At 45.5% G+C, this 17,710-nt stretch carries 18 protein-coding genes; 5 read left to right on the top strand and 13 right to left on the bottom strand.

Going from position 1 to position 17,710, the window contains the following annotated elements; genetic code table 11:
- Positions 1-7: 7 nt before the first annotated feature.
- The 8 genes from VCHENC03_RS12895 to VCHENC03_RS12860 all read right to left on the bottom strand — a co-directional run bounded on the left by VCHENC03_RS12895 (position 8) and on the right by VCHENC03_RS12860 (position 8,547).
- Positions 8-1,192, bottom strand: a complete 1,185-nt coding sequence (locus VCHENC03_RS12895) for a glycosyltransferase (RefSeq protein ID WP_009706060.1) — start codon at positions 1,190-1,192, stop codon at positions 8-10.
- Between the two features lie 152 nt (positions 1,193-1,344).
- Positions 1,345-2,421 carry a glycosyltransferase family 4 protein gene (locus VCHENC03_RS12890; protein WP_009706061.1) on the bottom strand — a complete coding sequence of 359 codons (1,077 nt, stop codon included), beginning with the start codon at positions 2,419-2,421 and terminating at the stop codon, positions 1,345-1,347.
- On the bottom strand, positions 2,396-3,955 hold the full coding sequence (locus tag VCHENC03_RS12885; protein ID WP_032802722.1) for a sigma-54-dependent transcriptional regulator: 1,560 nt from the start codon (positions 3,953-3,955) through the stop codon (positions 2,396-2,398). Before VCHENC03_RS12885 ends, VCHENC03_RS12890 begins: the two co-directional genes overlap by 26 nt.
- Positions 3,956-4,168: 213 nt before the next feature.
- Positions 4,169-4,552, bottom strand: coding sequence for an Hpt domain-containing protein (locus VCHENC03_RS12880; protein ID WP_005440949.1), 384 nt, complete (start codon positions 4,550-4,552; stop codon positions 4,169-4,171).
- A 12-nt stretch (positions 4,553-4,564) separates the two neighbouring features.
- Complete coding sequence (locus VCHENC03_RS12875) at positions 4,565-5,254, bottom strand: AAA family ATPase (RefSeq protein ID WP_009706063.1); 690 nt, start codon at positions 5,252-5,254, stop codon at positions 4,565-4,567.
- Positions 5,254-7,353 (bottom strand): SLBB domain-containing protein, encoded by a 2,100-nt coding sequence (locus VCHENC03_RS12870; protein ID WP_009706064.1) that lies wholly within the window; start codon positions 7,351-7,353, stop codon positions 5,254-5,256. Before VCHENC03_RS12870 ends, VCHENC03_RS12875 begins: the two co-directional genes overlap by 1 nt.
- Complete coding sequence (locus VCHENC03_RS12865) at positions 7,350-8,198, bottom strand: OmpA family protein (RefSeq protein WP_009706065.1); 849 nt, start codon at positions 8,196-8,198, stop codon at positions 7,350-7,352. The genes VCHENC03_RS12870 and VCHENC03_RS12865 overlap by 4 nt, the downstream gene beginning before the upstream one ends.
- A 28-nt stretch (positions 8,199-8,226) precedes the next feature.
- A complete protein-coding gene (locus VCHENC03_RS12860) occupies positions 8,227-8,547 on the bottom strand; it encodes an STAS domain-containing protein (RefSeq protein ID WP_005440957.1) in 321 nt (106 codons plus the stop codon).
- 317 nt (positions 8,548-8,864) lie between these two features.
- Between VCHENC03_RS12860 and VCHENC03_RS12855 the strand changes: the two genes are divergently transcribed.
- The gene (locus VCHENC03_RS12855; protein WP_009706066.1) at positions 8,865-9,707 is read left to right on the top strand and encodes a DNA ligase; all 843 of its coding nucleotides are present in this window, start codon (positions 8,865-8,867) and stop codon (positions 9,705-9,707) included.
- A gap of 7 nt (positions 9,708-9,714) precedes the next feature.
- Here VCHENC03_RS12855 and VCHENC03_RS12850 read toward each other — a convergent pair whose 3' ends face one another.
- Complete coding sequence (locus VCHENC03_RS12850) at positions 9,715-10,731, bottom strand: DUF3080 domain-containing protein (protein WP_009706067.1); 1,017 nt, start codon at positions 10,729-10,731, stop codon at positions 9,715-9,717.
- Between the two features lie 105 nt (positions 10,732-10,836).
- Complete coding sequence (locus tag VCHENC03_RS12845) at positions 10,837-12,207, bottom strand: MATE family efflux transporter (RefSeq protein WP_009706068.1); 1,371 nt, start codon at positions 12,205-12,207, stop codon at positions 10,837-10,839.
- A gap of 281 nt (positions 12,208-12,488) precedes the next feature.
- On the opposite strand from VCHENC03_RS12845, the gene VCHENC03_RS12840 reads away from it, so the two are divergent.
- Positions 12,489-13,100, top strand: coding sequence for a riboflavin synthase (locus tag VCHENC03_RS12840; RefSeq protein ID WP_009706069.1), 612 nt, complete (start codon positions 12,489-12,491; stop codon positions 13,098-13,100).
- Positions 13,101-13,217: 117 nt separating this feature from the next.
- Here the strand turns inward: VCHENC03_RS12840 and VCHENC03_RS12835 are convergent, their stop codons facing one another.
- Both VCHENC03_RS12835 and VCHENC03_RS12830 read right to left on the bottom strand, forming a co-directional pair.
- Positions 13,218-13,412, bottom strand: a complete 195-nt coding sequence (locus VCHENC03_RS12835; protein WP_005427574.1) for a CPXCG motif-containing cysteine-rich protein — start codon at positions 13,410-13,412, stop codon at positions 13,218-13,220.
- A gap of 252 nt (positions 13,413-13,664) precedes the next feature.
- Positions 13,665-14,531: a fructosamine kinase family protein gene (locus tag VCHENC03_RS12830; RefSeq protein WP_009706070.1), complete on the bottom strand. Its 867-nt coding sequence runs from the start codon at positions 14,529-14,531 to the stop codon at positions 13,665-13,667.
- Positions 14,532-14,755: 224 nt separating this feature from the next.
- On the opposite strand from VCHENC03_RS12830, the gene VCHENC03_RS12825 reads away from it, so the two are divergent.
- The 3 genes from VCHENC03_RS12825 (at position 14,756) to VCHENC03_RS12815 (ending at position 17,171) form a co-directional block, all read left to right on the top strand.
- Complete coding sequence (locus VCHENC03_RS12825; RefSeq protein ID WP_009706071.1) at positions 14,756-15,724, top strand: response regulator; 969 nt, start codon at positions 14,756-14,758, stop codon at positions 15,722-15,724.
- The gene (locus tag VCHENC03_RS12820; RefSeq protein WP_009706072.1) at positions 15,724-16,686 is read left to right on the top strand and encodes a GGDEF domain-containing protein; all 963 of its coding nucleotides are present in this window, start codon (positions 15,724-15,726) and stop codon (positions 16,684-16,686) included. Before VCHENC03_RS12825 ends, VCHENC03_RS12820 begins: the two co-directional genes overlap by 1 nt.
- A gap of 140 nt (positions 16,687-16,826) precedes the next feature.
- Complete coding sequence (locus tag VCHENC03_RS12815) at positions 16,827-17,171, top strand: DUF3802 family protein (RefSeq protein ID WP_005427720.1); 345 nt, start codon at positions 16,827-16,829, stop codon at positions 17,169-17,171.
- Between the two features lie 34 nt (positions 17,172-17,205).
- Here VCHENC03_RS12815 and VCHENC03_RS12810 read toward each other — a convergent pair whose 3' ends face one another.
- Positions 17,206-17,694 carry an NlpC/P60 family protein gene (locus VCHENC03_RS12810; RefSeq protein WP_009706073.1) on the bottom strand — a complete coding sequence of 163 codons (489 nt, stop codon included), beginning with the start codon at positions 17,692-17,694 and terminating at the stop codon, positions 17,206-17,208.
- Positions 17,695-17,710 lie beyond the last annotated feature (16 nt).

Below are 17,710 nucleotides of genomic sequence, written 5' to 3' on the forward strand. Positions count from 1 at the left end.
GAGCTCCTTAGTTGATGTTTAACCAGCGCGAAATTGGTTTCATGCAGTGGCTGACAGGCATGGGTGTCAGTTCTTTCTGCGTCAGTTCATCACGGTAAATGTCTTCAATCGCTTTGACTGAGGCAGAAACCGTCAGACGCTGATTCGCGTGTTGATGCGCATTCTCGGCTAGCTTATTTCGTAGCGGCGCATCTTGAATCATCTGCTGAATCGCATTTAACAGACTTGCCATACCGTGATTAGCGAACAATAGGGCACTGTGGTTGTGCTCAAACAATTCTGGGATGCCACCTGTTTTTGGTGCAATGATTGGTAACTTCGCTAGTGCTGCCTCACCAAGAACAAGACCAAATGCCTCTTCGTAAGCACCACTGATGAAGGCATCTACATTACCTTTCATCCAATCTCCAGCGTTGTGTTGTTCACCAACAAAATGCACACGATCCTCCACACCTAAATCAACGGCTAACTGCTTCAACGTGATACGTTCTTCACCATCACCAACAATCACCAAATGTGGATTATGTTGATGGTAGTTGTGCATACGCATGGCTTGGATTAAGCGGTCAAAGCCTTTGCGTTTAATGAGAGATCCAACCGAAATAAAGGTGAATGCTTGGTGAGGAATGCCCAGACGATCTTTGACATCGATAGGTGCATCGTGACTCTCCAATGACACGCCGTTATGAACGACATGAAGATGTTCTTCTGGGTAGCCATCTTTCAGAATCTCGTGACCCACATCTTTACTCACGCAAATCAATTTTGGAGACAGGTGCAGACCCAATGAGAAGCGGTCACGTAAGGTGTAGTGGCAATGAAGTTGCGTTACCAAAGGGATGTGATTCATTCGAGCAGCTAAGCACATCCATTGGCATGGGCCGCCACTGTTTACGTGGACAAGGTCAATGTTGTGCTTTTCGATCAACGCTGTGCCTTGTTTGATCAAATCGTTCCAACCGCTGATGTCCCAACGAGGTGTGTTCCAACCGCCAACAAGGCTGAAATTCGAATGTTCTGCTTCGATGCCTAGAGATTGGCATTTTTCAATCAAAGGCTCACAGTTTGACCAGACAATCGGTTGGTACTGGTCGCGGTCAATATTTGTGATGAGGTCAAGCAGTACTACTTCGCTGCCGCGAATCCAGTTATCACCATAATGAACGTAAAGAATGCGTTTTGGAGTAGTCATAGTCGTTACCTCAGTTAGCCAATCTGTTTGGATTAGCTATTGCAACCGAGATGCCAAAATATGCTATTGATTTAAGTGTCTGTTTTTAAATGGGAAATGAAGTGGACGTAAAAGTCAGATACGAAACTTCTCAAATTGAGAATGGATATGCATCAAGTGTGATTCTCAATTTGGTAGCGTTCAATCAGAATAGGAATGATGCTGCGAGAGGAATAGTGCGCTTTGATGGTCTCAATTGCTTTGTGGCGCATTGGGTATTGTTCGCTATGGCTCATTTCCAACCAGTTATTGATCTTGTCGGTTAGTGCCGGAATATCGTGAGCGAGGAATCCATTTTGCCCATCTTGGATCAAATCAGGAAGGCGACCAACGTCAAGGCTTATCACAACGATACCACGCGCCATCGCCTCTAACGCCGCCATTGGCAAGCCCTCATAGCGCGATGAAATGACGAGAACGCTGATATTGCGCCAAACGGCATCCATGTCACTTTGATGGCCGTGAAATATCACGTTGGTTGGTGCACTTTCTACGAGTCTCGGTTTTTCGGGGCCGTCACCATAAATTGAGAACTCGACATCAGGAATTTGGCGGGCAATATCGATGAAGCGGTCCGCGCCTTTCTCATGGCTTAGGCGACCAACAAATGCGATTTCTTTGTAGCGACAATGCTGTTCGGGAATCGTAACAAAGTTATTGAGCAATTCTGATTGAGTGGGGAGCTTGTCTTGAATGGCCTGACTCACCGCAAAGCTGTGATCAGAGAGCTGCGCGGAATATCGGTCCAGCCAGTCATACGCCCAAACTTTGCCCGTTGGTGTTTCTCCGGCGTGGTAGGTGGAGATTAAGCGGGGAAAAGTACGAGTGAATAGCTTTGCGCTTCTGGCTAACAGTGCCGCTTTGTATCCGTGGGTGTGAATAACGCTGGGTTGATGTTCAGCCACCGCGCCAGTGATTTGTTTGACTGGAATGGTCTTTGACCGTTCTGACTTTGGGCACAGGTGCCACAAATAACTCACAGGGATTTGAGCCTGGTTTAATTTGTCGATAAGTGGTGCTGGTGGATCGTATTCCACCACCAACACAACTCGTACGTTAACATGAAAGGATTGCAAGCCAGTGGCGAGTTCGACTACATGGCTTTCAATGCCACCGTAAATGCGGCTATCCAGCAGAATCCAAACTTCGCCAACGATTGGGATCTCAAGATTGTTCGAGATTAGCTTCATCCGCTTCCCACGCTTGTTTTTTGCGATACACAGTGGAAGGGCTAAGCTCCAACATCACCGCTGCGTTAAGAACGTTACCATCACAATACGCAATGGCGTTTTGAATCGCCTCTCGCTCAACTTTCCACATTGGACGAATGGTGCCATCGGAATTGAAGTAAGGTGATGACACTTGCGCCGCAGGGCTTGCTGGAGGCGCTTCGTTCGCAACCATAGTTGAGGAGAACTCCGGTTGTGCAGATGTTTCTACAGGCGCACTTTCTAAAGGTTGTGCTTGCATTGGCGTTGCAGTGGAGACTGGATTTACGTTAGCTACTTGAGCACTTTCAACATGAGGTGGTGTGACGGTGCGTGCTTTTGACGGTTTGCGAGTCAGTTGAGCGGGTAGGTGTGCCAGCGTCACTTTGTCATCGTCATTCAACACGACTATGTTGCGAATGATGTTTTGCAACTGACGCACATTGCCTGGCCAGTCATAATGCTTAATCACATGCTGGGCTTCGCTGTCGATATTGCTGAACTTCTTCTTATCCTGCTTCGCGTATGTGGTTAAGAAATGCTTAGCAAGTGTGACAATGTCACTACCACGTTCGCGGAGTGGTGGCATATCGATTGGCACGACGTGCACACGATAGTACAAGTCTTCACGGAAACGGCCTTCTTCCACTTCGGTTAATGGATCTCGGTTGGTTGCACAGATAATCCGAACATCCACCTTCATCTCTTTGGTGCCACCAAGCGGGGTGTAGGTTCCGGTTTGCAGAAAACGTAGAAGTTTTTTCTGCATCTCAAGTTCCATTTCACACAGTTCGTCTAGGAATAGTGTGCCGCCGTGGGCTAGCGTTGCAGCACCTTTACGGTCGGTGGTTGCGCCGGTAAACGCGCCTTTTACGTGACCGAAAATTTCACTTTCCATCAAATCGCGAGGGATAGCACCACAGTTAATGGCAATGAAAGGTTTGTCTCTGCGATCACTTTGTCTGTGAACTGCTTCTGCACACACTTCCTTACCCGTACCACTTTCACCAACGATAAACACGCTTGCAGAGGTTGGAGCAACCGCATCAATGGTTTTATATACCGCTTGCATCGGTAGGCTAGAGCCAATGAAGCCATGGTAGTTGTGGCGATCAAAGGTCGATTGAATGTTCTCGACGAGATTTTCTAATTTGGCGCGTTTTAAGTGAAGAGCGACTGAGGTTTTTAAACGATCAGCATTGATTGGCTTCTCTAGGAAGTCTTCTGCGCCTTTCTGGATCAGATTGACCGCTAGGTCGACACTGCCGTGCGCCGTTGCGATGATGACGGAGGTCGGGATCTCGTTTTCATTAATCCAGTCCAACACGTCTTCGCCCGACATGTCCGGAAGTTTAAGGTCGAGAATGATAAGTTGCGGTTTGCTGCGTTCAATGAATTGAATCGCCTCACGTCCCGTTTCTACGTGGAAGATGTCGTAAGGCTCATCCTTGACGTACTGCTTATAAAGTATGGCTAGTGAAGTAGAGTCTTCTACCAGTAACACCCTTGGTCTCATAATCCTTTCCCAACTTTCTTCAATTCGTTGTTTTAATGCGTTAAGTCGGCTTGAGGTTCATGCTGTCATGATAAGTTTGTTTTTCTTGCCTCAAGCTGATGGCTTCTTTTCGATTCTCATTTTGAGAATCTTTATATTTAAGTATTAGCACACGCTGTGAGTATTGCAGAAAATTCTTTATTTTTTAGTTAATTAAATCCCTGAAATTTGTTGTTAGTCTTCAAACCCTTGCTCTTTTCTTTGGTTTAGCGCCGTAAAAGACTGTTCTGCCAGTTCTGGTAAGGATTGGCAAAGCTCAAAAGCTTGTTTTGTATCACCTTCAACACAGTATTTCTCGATGGTGCGAGCGTGACGCGATAGAGTGCGATTACCCAAGGCAAGTGCAGAGCTACCAAGCGTGTGGACTTCAAACTCCATCGCTTCCTTGTCTTGGCTGTTGAGGGCCTGCTGAATCTTTTCGACGCGCTCACGAGATTCCTCAATATAGTGCTCGATTAAGGTAGGCATGATTTCCGCACAGGTGTCTTTGATCATTTGCTGAAGAATCAACTCATCGACCAATTCTTGCTCCAACGTTACATCAGTTTGAGTATTCATAGTGCGCGCTCCCTATAAGGTAAATAATTCGCTGTTCTTTATTTGTTTCGATATTTTCGCTTTCAGCTTCTCTGGCAAAAAACGTAGTTTTTTCACCTGACGAATCAGTTCGTCTTTTAAACCTGCGTTGTGCTTCATGTTCAGTACAGCGCCTAGCAGATTGGCATTGCTGGTTTCTAATAGCTTTTTAGCTTGGTCGATTTGGCTCGTAGTCGTTGAGCCGTAACTGGCAACCAGTACACAGGTATCGCAAACGCCTGCAACGACTTGGGCAGGAATGTTGCTGCGGTTCATGCTCAGTAGCGGTGAAGTGTCAATTACCACTCGGTCGTATTGCTCAAGCCACGTATCGACTGCTTTTCGCAACATGGTTGGGTCGCGATAGGCGAGTTGCGTGCTCGCAAGGGAAGGGACGGTTAACCCTACCAGCGTTTGATGGTCTTCTTCACGAGAGATCAATTGTCCGACTTCTTCCTGTTCTTCTTCAAAAGCATGAACCGTGCTGTAAGCGGGCTTGAACAGGTTCAGGTCGACATAAAGTGTTTTATGACCTGCAAGAATCAAGCGTTCTGCCAGTGCAGAAGCCACAGACGTAACCCCATCTTCAGACTGACAAGCCACGACACTAATTGACTTGTAGCCCTTGAGTTCACTTTGAAGATAGATTTGCTCAATCTCAGCATGTGTTGCAGGAATAGTCATTACAGCGCTCCTATTAACACTATGGTGGTGGTGATTTGTAGCAAGTCACGCAAGCCAGCACGGGCTTTCTCGGCAAAACTTTCGTCTTTGTGCGGAACGTAAATCGTATCACCGGCACGAATCACGGGCAGGTCGTATATGTTGGCGGTTTTGCTGAATTCAACCAAGTTAAACACACGCGCCTGACCTTGGCAGCAAGACATGTTAACCACACTGATCTTCTCAACGTAAGCACTGTCACTCGGTCCACCAGCTTCAGCAAGCAGGTCAAGAATGGTCATGTTGTCATTGAAGACATAGCGACCCGGTGCATGTACTTCACCCAGTACGCGAACTGTGGATTCTTTAGAGCGATCAAGCCAGTTCTTGTCTTTCTCTGGAATGTAGATGGTATCGCCAGGGCGTACATCTGGCAGAATTGATTCATCGCCAGTTTCAAAGTAAAGCGACAGGTTAAGTTTGCTCACTTTTGCGTAACCTAAACCACGATGCGTCACTCGGATGTTATGAATATCAGCATCTTTGGTTGGGCCATCAGCCGCAGACAAGATATCTAGGAAATGCATCTCTTTAGTAAAGCGGTAACGACCCGGCGCGTTGATCTGACCGAACACATAAATTGATGCATCAGAGCTTTGGCTGACCCACTGTGATTTGTTGTCTGATGGATCGTCTGGTAGCGCATGAACACGAACCACTGTGCCAGCGGAAACCCTTGGCAACTTAGAATGTGGTGAGCCTTGTAGGATGTATTTATCCAAATCAAACTTGGTGACTTTACCGTTGTTGGAGATTTCAATCTTACTGGTGTCCGCACGGCGAGTAGGGCCGCCCACATGGGCAATTAGATCGATCAAGTCCATTTCGTCTGACCATTCGATACGACCGGGACGAACCACTTCACCCATTACAGCGACCGCACGACTTGGTGCAACCTTCAACCATGACTTTTCATTCATGTCGGTTTTTTCAGGGACGAAGATAGCGTCACCCGGGCCAACTGTCGGTACTTTTTGCTTAGACAACCCTTCGGTGTGAGCAGTTAAGTCGAAATTGATGACGCCACCATCTGCTTTGATTACGCGGATTTGGCGAGATTCTGCAAAACGTGTTGGACCACCTGCGTTAGCAAGAATGTCCATAAAGCTCGCGCCTTTTTTGCCTTCGTAAGCACCAGGGTGAGCCACTTCACCCATCACGTAAACCACGTTCGCGCCGGCTTTGATTTCTTCTTCCTGCTTTGGCACAAAGATGGTTGCACCCGGAAGGATCTCTGGCAGCAAGCTCTGGTCGCCTGTATCAAGGTAGCGCTTTAGGTTAAACATAATCGGTGTGTTGTTGGTGATAACGCGGATTTGTTCCACACTAGCGTAACGAGTCACACCGCCAGCGCGCATGACCACATCGACAAGTGTCGTGTTGGGTTTGTAGGTAAATGAGCCTGGTGCGTTTACTTCACCAAACACTTTAATTGCGCGGGCAGAATCGGCACTGTCGCCTGAGTTTGCCAGTTTCGCAGCATCGAATTCTTGTTCAATATTCCCGACCAATGGTGAAGCAGGCACGAAGAGTACGTCCAATGATTCTAGAGTTGGCAGTTTTGAATCGTCACCAGTATCGAGAAAGCGTTTGTAGTCGAACTCAATGTTCTTGTTGCCACGCTTTACGATGATTTTATCAAGCTGAGCACCAGCACGTAGACCGCCTGCTTCATAAAGGAACATTTGAATATTGGAGCCAGATGGAAGCGTGTATTCTCCCGGCTTAACCACGTAACCCTGTACTGAAATCAAAAGTTGTTGTTGTTTGATGAACACACGTGCGTTGCTTACATCGCGGAAGACAGTTTTAAGGTTATCGGTGATGACATTTTGAAGCTGAGTCTCGTTGTAACCCGCAACAAAAACCGGACCGATTTCTGGCAGATTGATGCGACCACGTTTATCAACTTGAAAACCTTTATTCAGAGACGCTTCGCCGGGCAGGTTGATTTGTACCAAGTCGCCGACTTTAACCACATCATCTTCGGCTGCCCACGCTGTATTGATGGTGATTAAACACAGCATCAGTAGGGTGGTAATGGCTTTGAGGATTCTCATAGTGTGCCTCCCATTCCTGCGCTTGTGTCTGAATTGGCGTTTAGTACTTCGATGCTTACGCGGCGATTAGTCAAACGAACCGCTGGTGTTTGCCCTTCGTAAAGGGGCAGTGTTTCGCCCACAGATTTGGTTTGCACACGGTCAGAGGTGATGCCGAATACGTTCAAGTAACGCTTAACCTGCTCAGCTCGGTCTTGAGCTAATTTTTGGTTGTATTCCGGCGTGCCCGTTGCGTCTGCATGTCCGGTCACGACTAGCGACAAAGATGGATGGTCACGAAGGATATAAGCCGCCTCAGCAAGATGTCCCATGTATTTTGGGTTGATCTCCGCAGAGTCGACAGCGAATTGGTTGTCTACGTTCAGAAGGTCATAGATGTCTGCAACGATGTTTAGGTCACTGCGCAATGCTTCTATGTCTTGCGGTGGTTTACACGTAGTTTGCGACAATACGTAATCGAGTTGTTGCTCAAGCTGGTTAAGGCGTCGGCGTTGAATCACGATGTCGTTAGCTGCATCAAGAAGTAGTCCACCTTCCAACTCACGAGCGATACGGTTTTGCTTCTCAAGTGCTTGCACGACGGCTGCAGGGAAACACCAGCGCGCGCCTTCTTGAATCAAAGCATCCAAGTGCAGCTTGGTTAACTGCCAATCGAAACGTAAACCGTGCTCAGGGCCAAGAGGCTCGTCGGGCATCACTGGTGAAAACTGATAATTCTCGATAGAAATATCTTGGTAGCTTTCAGCCATGCCACCCTTACCATGATCAGGGTAGTTAAACGTTGAGCAACCAAACATGCCGACAACGAGACTACAAAACACACTTTGTCGTAAAAGATTCACCATGCCAACCTCCGTATTAACCGGTATTTTTTTAATGACCTTTTGAATTGACCGGAATAGCGTGATTGATGCGTAACAGGCTCATGATCTCCAATGGCTGTCCTGATACGTTTTCAATAATCATGCTACGCTCACGTTCAACTAGGCGCTTATATAGATAAACAATGGCACCAATCCCTGAAGAATCAAGAAATTGGACGTGTTGCAGGTTGATTTCTACTTCCTTGTGATCGTCACTGTGAATCACCTCATCAATTTGATGTTGTGCTTGACGGCAGCCTTTTGCATCTAGGTCGCCAAAAAATTCGATAGTTAGCGTGTTTGGGGTAGTTTCAAGTTTACGTAGTTCCATGATGCTTTCTCCATTTATTCGATTTCCTGATTTGGATAGAGCAGGGAACGTGCCAAATAAAAACTCCTTTAATTACATGATATTAAATAAGTGTAGAACGATGTTTCATATTGAGAATCTGGTTTTTCTCAATATGAGAATCAAAAAAGTGAATCGTTTTAGGGGTTTATAAATGCTAATTCGATCCGATCTTTATGTATTTAGTTGCATTTATTTGCTTATGAGTGTTGCGTTGAGTCGTAGAACGTAAAATGTGGGTTAGGCGTTTAAAGAGAGGTACGGTTCAATAGAGGTGCTTTTTCGTACAAGGTTCCCGCATGCCATTAAGAATGACATTGATTGCCCTCGCTGTAATAGCCTCCGCCCAGCCTCAAGCTGATCCCAACTTACTACCACCTGTCTCACTTGCCGATTCCTATCAAGACGGAATAGACGTATCCCAATACTGGTATAGCGAAAAGCTTGACGGCATTCGGGCGTACTGGACGGGACAACATCTAGTGACACGAAATGGTAATCGCATTTACGCGCCAGATTGGTTTATCCGAGTGTTACCTGATTACCCTTTAGACGGCGAATTGTGGGCAGGGCGAGGTAACTTCCATCTGGTTCAGCAGACGGTTTTAGACAGAACACCGATAGACAGTGCATGGCAAAGAATCGATTTTATGCTGTTTGATATGCCGTATTCGGCGGGTGATTATAGAAAACGGTACTACAACATTCAGGACTTGGTGTTTGCGATTGACGCGCCTCACATTAAGTACGTTGAGCATCGTGCAATTCAAGATGAGAAACATTTGTTCGAACAACTCGACCAAATTTCGCAATCTGACGGTGAAGGTGTCATGTTGAGAAAGGTATCAAGCCGTTATCAGGCAGGAAGAGGAAGTGATTTACTCAAGCTCAAACGTTTTGAAGATGCAGAAGCCTTAGTGGTCGGTTACAAACCAGGGACGGGACGTTTATTGGGAATGATGGGAGCGCTGCTGGTGCGTTTGAGCAATGGCACAGAGTTTTACATTGGCAGTGGCTTTACCGATGATGTAAGAAAGTCACCGCCGCGAATCGGCTCGACAATCACATTTCGTTTTAACGGCTATACCCATAATGGAAAACCACGATTTGCACGATTTCTAAGAGAGCGAGTTCCTCAATAAATCGAAGTTACTGATTGCCAACACTCACACCGCAGCGTTTAAATAAGTCTTTCCAGAATTGCACATGCTCCAATGTCTTTTGTCGAAATTGGTCATGTGCTTTTTCAATACCGTAATTTGCACCATGTGCGGCCATTCTTTGTTCGACTAAGTTAATCCCGCCATCGAGCTGCTGATAAGTACTGTCGACAAATGCCATGTAAGGTTGTACCTCGCCGACATAAATCGACTGAAATACGTTTCTCAAATAGCGAAACTGCGTGGTGTCTCGGTTGGCACCACAAATAATTTTGTCTTGGTTTGCTTCGAGCATTTGTGTGGTTTGTTCTAGCCAATGGGTCGCATCAATCAAGGTGTAATACAGTCGTCCAACGAGACGTGTTTTTTCAATCTCTTCTTGATAGTTCACTATGGTTACGTCGGGTAAGCGAGAAAGAGTGCGATAGGGCGTTTGGTAGATTTCATCCAAAGCAAGGAAAGCGTCTCGTACGTGGGCAACTTGGTCTTTGCTCTCCATCGGCAACCATTCAGACCCGGTTAATTGCTTGCGCATGGCATCGCTAGTCAGCAACATATTGTCGAGATGTACGCTTAGATGATGCCATTTCTGATCGTACAAACCGTTAAGTTTTGTGCTTTCTTCGTCACTCAATGGGTAATCATTCAAACAACCATTCAGCGTTCTGAGCAGATTGGTTTGATAGTCGAAATCGTAAAAGGCGTCTTGTACTTTACCCAATTGCGAGTTCTTTTCTGCGAGCAAGTTGAACAGGCCACATTGACGCAATTGATAGCTTTCTAGTAGGCCAAGTGACAGGCGAGGGAGCTCTTGAAACAGTTCTCTCTTCTCAGGAACAGTGACAGCGGGAGAAGCTTCTAGCTCAGATTCTGATGTATCTAACACGTTTGCTAAGCGTTGATTGTATTTTTCGAATACCGCTTTCTCTGGGTTAAACCATTCGTTACACCCAGTGAGTAAGCTTGTCGATAATAAAATCGCCGTAGCAACAAGTGAATTTCTCACAGCATTTCCTTTTTAATCACTTAGATAAGTATACTTTGTGACGCGCGGGAGAGATCAAAAAAGCCAGCGTTCGCTGGCTTTAAAATTTGATGGTCTAAGTCTGAATTACTGTTGAGAGAAATTCAATTGCACTTCAGGGTCTTGGCGGTGCATCCAACGCAAGCGAATACCTAGTAGGAATGCCGCCGACGATAGACCAATGATAAAGCCGAGCCAGAAGCCTTGTGCGCCCATAGGCTCAACAATCCAGTCTGTACGACCTAACACGTAGCCGATTGGCAAACCAAGCAACCAGTAGGCGATAAAGGTACGGTTGAAGATCGCGCGCATGTCTTTGTAACCGCGCAGCGCACCTGCCGCAATAACTTGTACTGCATCGGTACATTGGTAAATAGCAGCAAACAGCAATAGCACCATCGCCAGTTCGATAACTTCAGGGTTATTGGTGTAAAGCAGGGCAATTTGCTCACGGAACACAACAGTTAGAATTGCCGTCATCATCGCAAGAGCAAGACCAACCATAACACCTACACGAGAAGCAACACGTGCACCATCTACGTTTTCTTCACCCAAACGGTGACCAACGCGGATACTCACTGCCGCACCCACACTCATTGGTAGCATGAAAACAAGTGAAGAGAAGTTAATTGCAACTTGGTGCGCGGCAACAATGATCGAACCGAGTGGAGAGACCAAAAGCGCAACCACTGCGAACAACGTCACTTCAAAGAACAACGCTGCAGCGACAGGGAAGCCCAGTTTGAATAGACGAATTTGAGCCTTTAGTTGAGGCTTGTGGAACTCGCCAAACAGGTTAATGCTTTTTAGTCGTGCAGAAGTGGTTACGTAAAGTAGCAGTAAGCCAAACATCACCCAGTAGACGATAGCGGTTGCAACACCACAACCCACACCGCCTAGTGCAGGTGCGCCGAATTTACCGTAAACGAAAATCCAGTTCAGTGGGATGTTCAGCATCAAGCCGATAAAGCCGATGAACATCGCAGGCTTCGTTAGCGACATACCATCAGTAAAGCTGCGTAAAGTTTGGAATAACAAGAATGCTGGCACAGCAAAAATAACCGCATGGATATAGCCAATGGTTTTCTCTGTCATTGCTGCCTCGACATCCATTAACCCAAGAATGAACTGGGTTTGGAATAACACTCCGATGATTGGAATGCTGATCAGTAGGGCAAGCACAATGCCTTGTTGGATCTCGAATGGGATTTTAACGCGGCGACCTGAACCGTTAAGTTGAGCAACCACTGGTACAAGCGCCATCAATAAACCAACTCCAAATAGAATTGATGGAAGCCAGATACTTGCAGCCACAGATACCGCAGCCATGTCGGTCGCGCTGACGCCACCTGCCATTACGGTATCGACAAAGCCCATGCCTGTTTGCGCGACAGAAGCGATCAACACAGGGGTAGCTAATTTAATAAGACTCGATGCTTCTTCTTTATAGCGATGCACGAAATACTCCAGAGCGGAACAATATATTGTAAAAGAAATAATTTGAATCGAAAGAGAGTGCTCGAGGACAAAAGATGTGATGAACTGATCTGATGGTTGATTTTAGTCACTATAAGGTGAAAAAATGCCTCGGTGGAACTCCGCGCAGATGATAAACAATTGTATGCTCAGATACCATACCCACAAGATGTGGATTTTTGGTTAATTGATAGACGATTGTAAAAACACTCGGCGGACGTTTAGCTTGGCTATCAGTCGCTTCTAACAAATAGGTAAAAAGAATGTTTACAGGAATCGTTCAGGGTACGGCTAAAGTCGTTCATATCGACAAGAAAGATCGCTTTCAAACTCACGTTGTTGAACTGGAAGGCGCACTAAATGAAGGCCTTGAAATTGGCGCGTCTGTTGCGCACAACGGTTGTTGCCTCACCGTAACGAAAATCGAAGGATCGCAAATCAGCTTTGACCTAATGCAAGCGACACTTGCGCTGACCAACCTAGGCGAATTGGCGGCAGGCGATAGCGTCAACATTGAGCGCGCAGCAAAGTTCGGTGATGAGATCGGCGGTCACAGCATGTCTGGTCACATTAGCTTGATGGCAGAAATTGCAGATGTCATTGATACGCCAAACAACCGCACGATTTGGTTTACGCTGCCAGAAGAGTCGATGAAGTACGTGCTTGCGAAAGGCTACATTGGCTTAGATGGATGCTCACTGACCATTGGTGAAGTTGAAGACAACCGTTTCTCAGTACACTTAATTCCGGAAACACTAGAGAGAACCTTATTTGGTCGTCGCCAAGTGGGTGAAAAAATCAACGTTGAATTCGATCCACAAACACAAGCCATCGTTGATACGGTAGAACGTGTATTGGCAGCGAAACAGCTTTAGTTCTGCCAGGAATAGCTAACTCTGTTTAACTAGGCAAAAGTAACAGGGTAAAAATAATAAAGGAGCACTTGAGGCTCCTTTTTTGTTTCTTCTGTTTTTAGGGGGGGATGTGAGTTCCTACTCGTAGTTGTCGTCAATGAACAATTCGACCTTTTGCTGCAATTCATCAACTTTCATGTTGAGGTGAATCGCATGACAACAAGCCGGACAGTCATCATAGAACTCTTGGTTACCATTACTTGCATCGAGAGTGATGCCGATTGAGTGCCCGCAGTGGGGACATTTCACATGTCTTTCAGTGTAATTTTGCATACAAAAACTCCTAGTATTGCAGGGCTTTTAATACTTTATTGTAGAGAAAATACAGCCCTTATTTACTCGCTTGTCTCTTAGGGTTAGAGATACAACGTAAGCCGAGTTACTTAGAATATTAGGTGCTCTTGTTGCTAATTGAGTCGAAATAAGTACAAAAGTTGACCCCAAACCCAACGTTGGGCTTGGGGTCTTTCTCTAGAGTGATATGCGTCGAAAATTTACACTCAGCAATGATCTTTTCCTTCCAAATCAATAAGAAATTATCTTCTTAATTATCGATTGCGCTTGTTCCAGATAATGTCCGCCAAACAGGTTGCAATGGTTAAGAACATGATAGAGGTTATAGATATCTTTACGTTCTTCATAACCAGCTGAAAGCGGTGCAACTGATTCATATCCTTGATAAAAATCTGGTTGGAAGCCTCCAAATAACTCGGTCATGGCGAGGTCACATTCCCGGTCTCCCCAGTAACAGGCTGGATCAAAACTAATAGGTCCTGCAGGGGTCAGTGCAACGTTTCCATTCCACAGGTCACCGTGCAAAAGAGAAGGTTGAGGTGAGTGATTTGCTAAAAGCTGTTTCACGACGTCAATAAAGTCATCGATATCGACCAAAGATACGCCTTTTTCTTTTAGCAATTGTAATTGCCATCCGATGCGCTGCTCAGCGAAGAAGACGCACCATTTCTTGTGCCATTGATTTGGTTGAAGTGTAGACCCGATATAATTATCGCTGTCGAAACCGAACTCTTTTTGTTCACCCCACAAATGAAGGCGAGCCAGTTGTTGGCCAAACTTAAAGCTGTTGCTGGCATCTTCAAGCGGTTTGGTTGGGAGGTAATTAAGAATAATAAACGAGTGCGTTTTAGTTTTACCGACTAAAACGACTTCAGGGACAAATAGAGTAGAGGTTTCACGCAAAAGGTGAAGGCTTTCCGCTTCTACTTCAAACTTGGCTAAGAAATCCCGATCATTAAGTTTGACGAAATAGCGTTGCTCTCCGTCATTGATCATGTAGCTTTCGCTAATGTCGCCGCCTGAAAGTTTCACTTTCTCGGTGATTTGATATTCAAACATTAAGGTATCAGAAAGCTGTTGCGATATTGCTTGCCACATACAAAACCTCGCTCATCTATTTGACCAACAATAGTTTAGGATAAACGGCGGAAGATTGACGCGCACTTGAGCAAACTTCGACAATAAATACGTCGGTCATAGTGAAAAATGTGCATAAGTGTGAATCATGTCGCCTATAACTCTATGATTTATCGACTTAACATATGGAGCTATTGAGGTACAACGAGTATTATAATTTTTTTGACTTTAGTTCCATTGGTGGCATGAAAATACTGATTTGTGATGATTCGGCAGTCGCACGAAAGTTGATTTCCCGATCCATCGTACAAGATACATCATTGCACCTTCTCGAAGCCCAAGATGGTCACGAGGCGTTGAAAATCCTAGCGGAACAAAATATTGACGTTTTGTTTCTCGATTTGACGATGCCAATAATGGACGGATTCGAGGTACTAGAGTCTCTGCCTGTTAGCCAACATCAAACCAAGATTGTCATCGTTTCGGGTGACGTCCAGCAAGAAGCCAAACAACGTTGTTTAGATCTTGGTGCAATAGACTTTATTGCAAAACCACTCTCTGAAGAACAAGTCGTTCCTTTGTATGAAAGTCTGGGGTTGCATTACGCCTTTAGTTCTAGTGTTGAAATTGAACCAACGCCAAACATAGAAATTACCCCATTATCTAAGTTCCGTGAGGTGGCCAATATTGCGCTAGGTAAAGGCGCAGCAATCATGGCGGACCATCTGCGTGAATTTATTCAACTGCCAGTGCCTCATGTGGGGCCGCTTTCTTATGGCGAGCTTCATATGACGCTGGTGGATGTGATCGGGCGAGATAGCTCTGTGGCGGTTGCCCAGCGATTTGTCGGTGGCGGTATCCACGGTGAAGCACTGGTTTGCCTGCGCGGTAAAGACATCAACCAAATCGGTGAGCGGTTGGGGTACTTACTGGAGTTTACGCCACACAATGAAATCATCTTAAACGTGTCTAACTTGTTGGTTTCTTCTTTCCTAACTTCTTTAGGTAACCAACTGGATAAGCAATTCTCTCTGCGTCAGCCAGGTATCATTGAAACCATTACGCCTTTTAGTGAAGAAAAGGGCGAAGCTGGCCAACTCTTTACCATCGAATACACCTACATGGCAGAGGCACTCGACTTTGAGTGTGAAGTTCTGTTTTTGATAGATAAATCATCCGTAGAAATCATCTATGAAATCATGGAGTTAATCTAATGTCCGAAATCACGCTGGACATAGCAGACTTTCACTGGGTTACCCAAATTCTGGATACCATGGACTCTGGACTTATCGTACTCGACCAAGAGTATAAAGTCTGTGTGTGGAACAGTTTCATGCAGTCCTACAGCGGTATCTTGTCGCAAAACATCTTGGGTGAGTGCTTATTTGATCACTTTGAAGATCTACCCCGAACATGGTTAGAGACAAAGCTGAAAACGTCGGCGGATTTAGAGACGCGTTCATTCTCTAGCTGGGAAAACCGACCATATCTTTTTAAGTTCAACAACTTCTCGCCGGTTTCAAACAGCAGCAACTTGATGTTCCAAGACATTGTGATCACGCCATTACGCTCCCTCTCAGGAGAAGTGAGCCACATTGCGATTCAAATCAACGATGTCTCAGAAACCGCGCGTAACCGTATTCACTTGAGAGAAACCAACCAGCACCTTTCTGAAATCAGTCGTAAAGACGGTCTCACGGGATTGTTTAATCGTGCGTACTGGGAGCAGTCATTGAAAGAAGAGTTTGCCCAACTCAAAGTCATTGAAGGGGCAAGTTCGTTGGTGATCTTTGATATTGACCACTTTAAAAAGGTCAACGACACCTATGGCCACCATACTGGCGATGAAGTGATTCGTCGTACATCCAGCTTATTGCGTAAAACCGCACGAAGCAGTGATATTTGTGGGCGTTTCGGTGGCGAAGAGTTCACCGTTCTACTGCCACACACCAATCAAGAACAGGCGAGCTATTTTGCAGAGCGTTTAAGAAAGCGAATCGAGCAAGAAATCGTGAAAGTTGAAGACTTTTTGATTAACTACACGATAAGTATCGGCGTTTGCGAGTATAAATCGTACTTCGAGAGTCACACACAATGGCTTAAGAGTGCCGATGCTGCGTTATATCGTGCTAAAGAAAATGGACGAAATCAAACCTGTTGTCACGAAGATGACTAACCTAATTGGTTGAAAACCATTCAGTTAACGCATCAATGCTTATTAATATGAAATAAGTTAATGAAATTTTCTCGGCATGTCTTACTATTGAAACTATTTCGCTTTCAGCTTCGAAGGCTTGCACTAAACGGAGAAAAACAGTGGTTGTAGAAACCGATGGATATCTCGCTCTAATCGAGCACTTGTCACTTAACTTAGATATTTTCACGTCTGAAATCGGTGACACAGGATCAGAAAGCATTGAAGATGTCGTGACTGACATGGTTGCGTCGAACATCATGGCGATATTCGAACAAAACCCAGAATTGCATTCAAGTGTGCGCTTTAAGTTACTAAAAGAAGCTGATGCGGTAGTAGAAGATTTGGGTGAAGTGCTTGCGGGTGTGTGGACGAAAAAAGCGACCAATGAACAGATCGCTTTTTTAGATGAATACATCGCGTTGGTGAAGAACTTATTCGATACAGCTGTCGCGACCTACGACTGATTCCAATCTCTCGTCATTCCTATTCAAAGAAGAGTTACATTGTAACTCTTCTTACTTGCCAAAATTTCGATGCCCAATACGGGTTGTCGATTCTCGAAATGATCACGCCTTTCGATGTGGAAGCGTGCATAAACTGCTTATTACCCAAGTAGATGCCGACATGGTATGTGCTTCTACGGGTCTTGAAAAATACCAAGTCGCCTTGCTGCGCATCAGACCAACTCATCTCAACACCTTGCTTAGACTGTTGGCGCGTTGTTCGCGGCAATGACATTTGGTATGCCTCGACAAAGGCTTTTTGTACAAACGCGGAGCAGTCTATGCCTGATTTTTTTGTACCGCCTAAACGATAGGGCGTGCCTTCCCATTCATTAAAAAACTGAAACAAGTCCTGATTGTCGGACAGAAGTTGGTTGACGGGAAGGGAGGCGTTTACTTGCGTTTCTGGGTCTGGGCCAGAAGAACACGCACTAAGTAGCGTACTGATTATTAAAGGGAAAAATATACGACGTACTTTGTACACAGGTCATCTCCATGAC

The organism is Vibrio sp. HENC-03 (assembly GCF_000305755.2).
Lineage (GTDB): Bacteria > Pseudomonadota > Gammaproteobacteria > Enterobacterales > Vibrionaceae > Vibrio > Vibrio owensii.

Bases quoted from the DNA above. Each gene is read 5' to 3' on its own strand.
- VCHENC03_RS12890 (WP_009706061.1), bottom strand. From the start codon at position 2,421: ATGAAGCTAATCTCGAACAATCTTGAGATCCCAATCGTTGGCGAAGTT.
- VCHENC03_RS12885 (WP_032802722.1), bottom strand. From the start codon at position 3,955: ATGAGACCAAGGGTGTTACTGGTAGAAGACTCTACTTCACTAGCCATA.
- VCHENC03_RS12880 (WP_005440949.1), bottom strand. From the start codon at position 4,552: ATGAATACTCAAACTGATGTAACGTTGGAGCAAGAATTGGTCGATGAG.
- VCHENC03_RS12870 (WP_009706064.1), bottom strand. From the start codon at position 7,353: ATGAGAATCCTCAAAGCCATTACCACCCTACTGATGCTGTGTTTAATC.
- VCHENC03_RS12895 (WP_009706060.1), bottom strand. From the start codon at position 1,192: ATGACTACTCCAAAACGCATTCTTTACGTTCATTATGGTGATAACTGG.
- VCHENC03_RS12855 (WP_009706066.1), top strand. From the start codon at position 8,865: ATGCCATTAAGAATGACATTGATTGCCCTCGCTGTAATAGCCTCCGCC.
- VCHENC03_RS12860 (WP_005440957.1), bottom strand. From the start codon at position 8,547: ATGGAACTACGTAAACTTGAAACTACCCCAAACACGCTAACTATCGAA.
- VCHENC03_RS12865 (WP_009706065.1), bottom strand. From the start codon at position 8,198: ATGGTGAATCTTTTACGACAAAGTGTGTTTTGTAGTCTCGTTGTCGGC.
- VCHENC03_RS12830 (WP_009706070.1), bottom strand. From the start codon at position 14,531: ATGTGGCAAGCAATATCGCAACAGCTTTCTGATACCTTAATGTTTGAA.
- VCHENC03_RS12875 (WP_009706063.1), bottom strand. From the start codon at position 5,254: ATGACTATTCCTGCAACACATGCTGAGATTGAGCAAATCTATCTTCAA.
- VCHENC03_RS12825 (WP_009706071.1), top strand. From the start codon at position 14,756: ATGAAAATACTGATTTGTGATGATTCGGCAGTCGCACGAAAGTTGATT.
- VCHENC03_RS12835 (WP_005427574.1), bottom strand. From the start codon at position 13,412: ATGCAAAATTACACTGAAAGACATGTGAAATGTCCCCACTGCGGGCAC.
- VCHENC03_RS12840 (WP_009706069.1), top strand. From the start codon at position 12,489: ATGTTTACAGGAATCGTTCAGGGTACGGCTAAAGTCGTTCATATCGAC.
- VCHENC03_RS12820 (WP_009706072.1), top strand. From the start codon at position 15,724: ATGTCCGAAATCACGCTGGACATAGCAGACTTTCACTGGGTTACCCAA.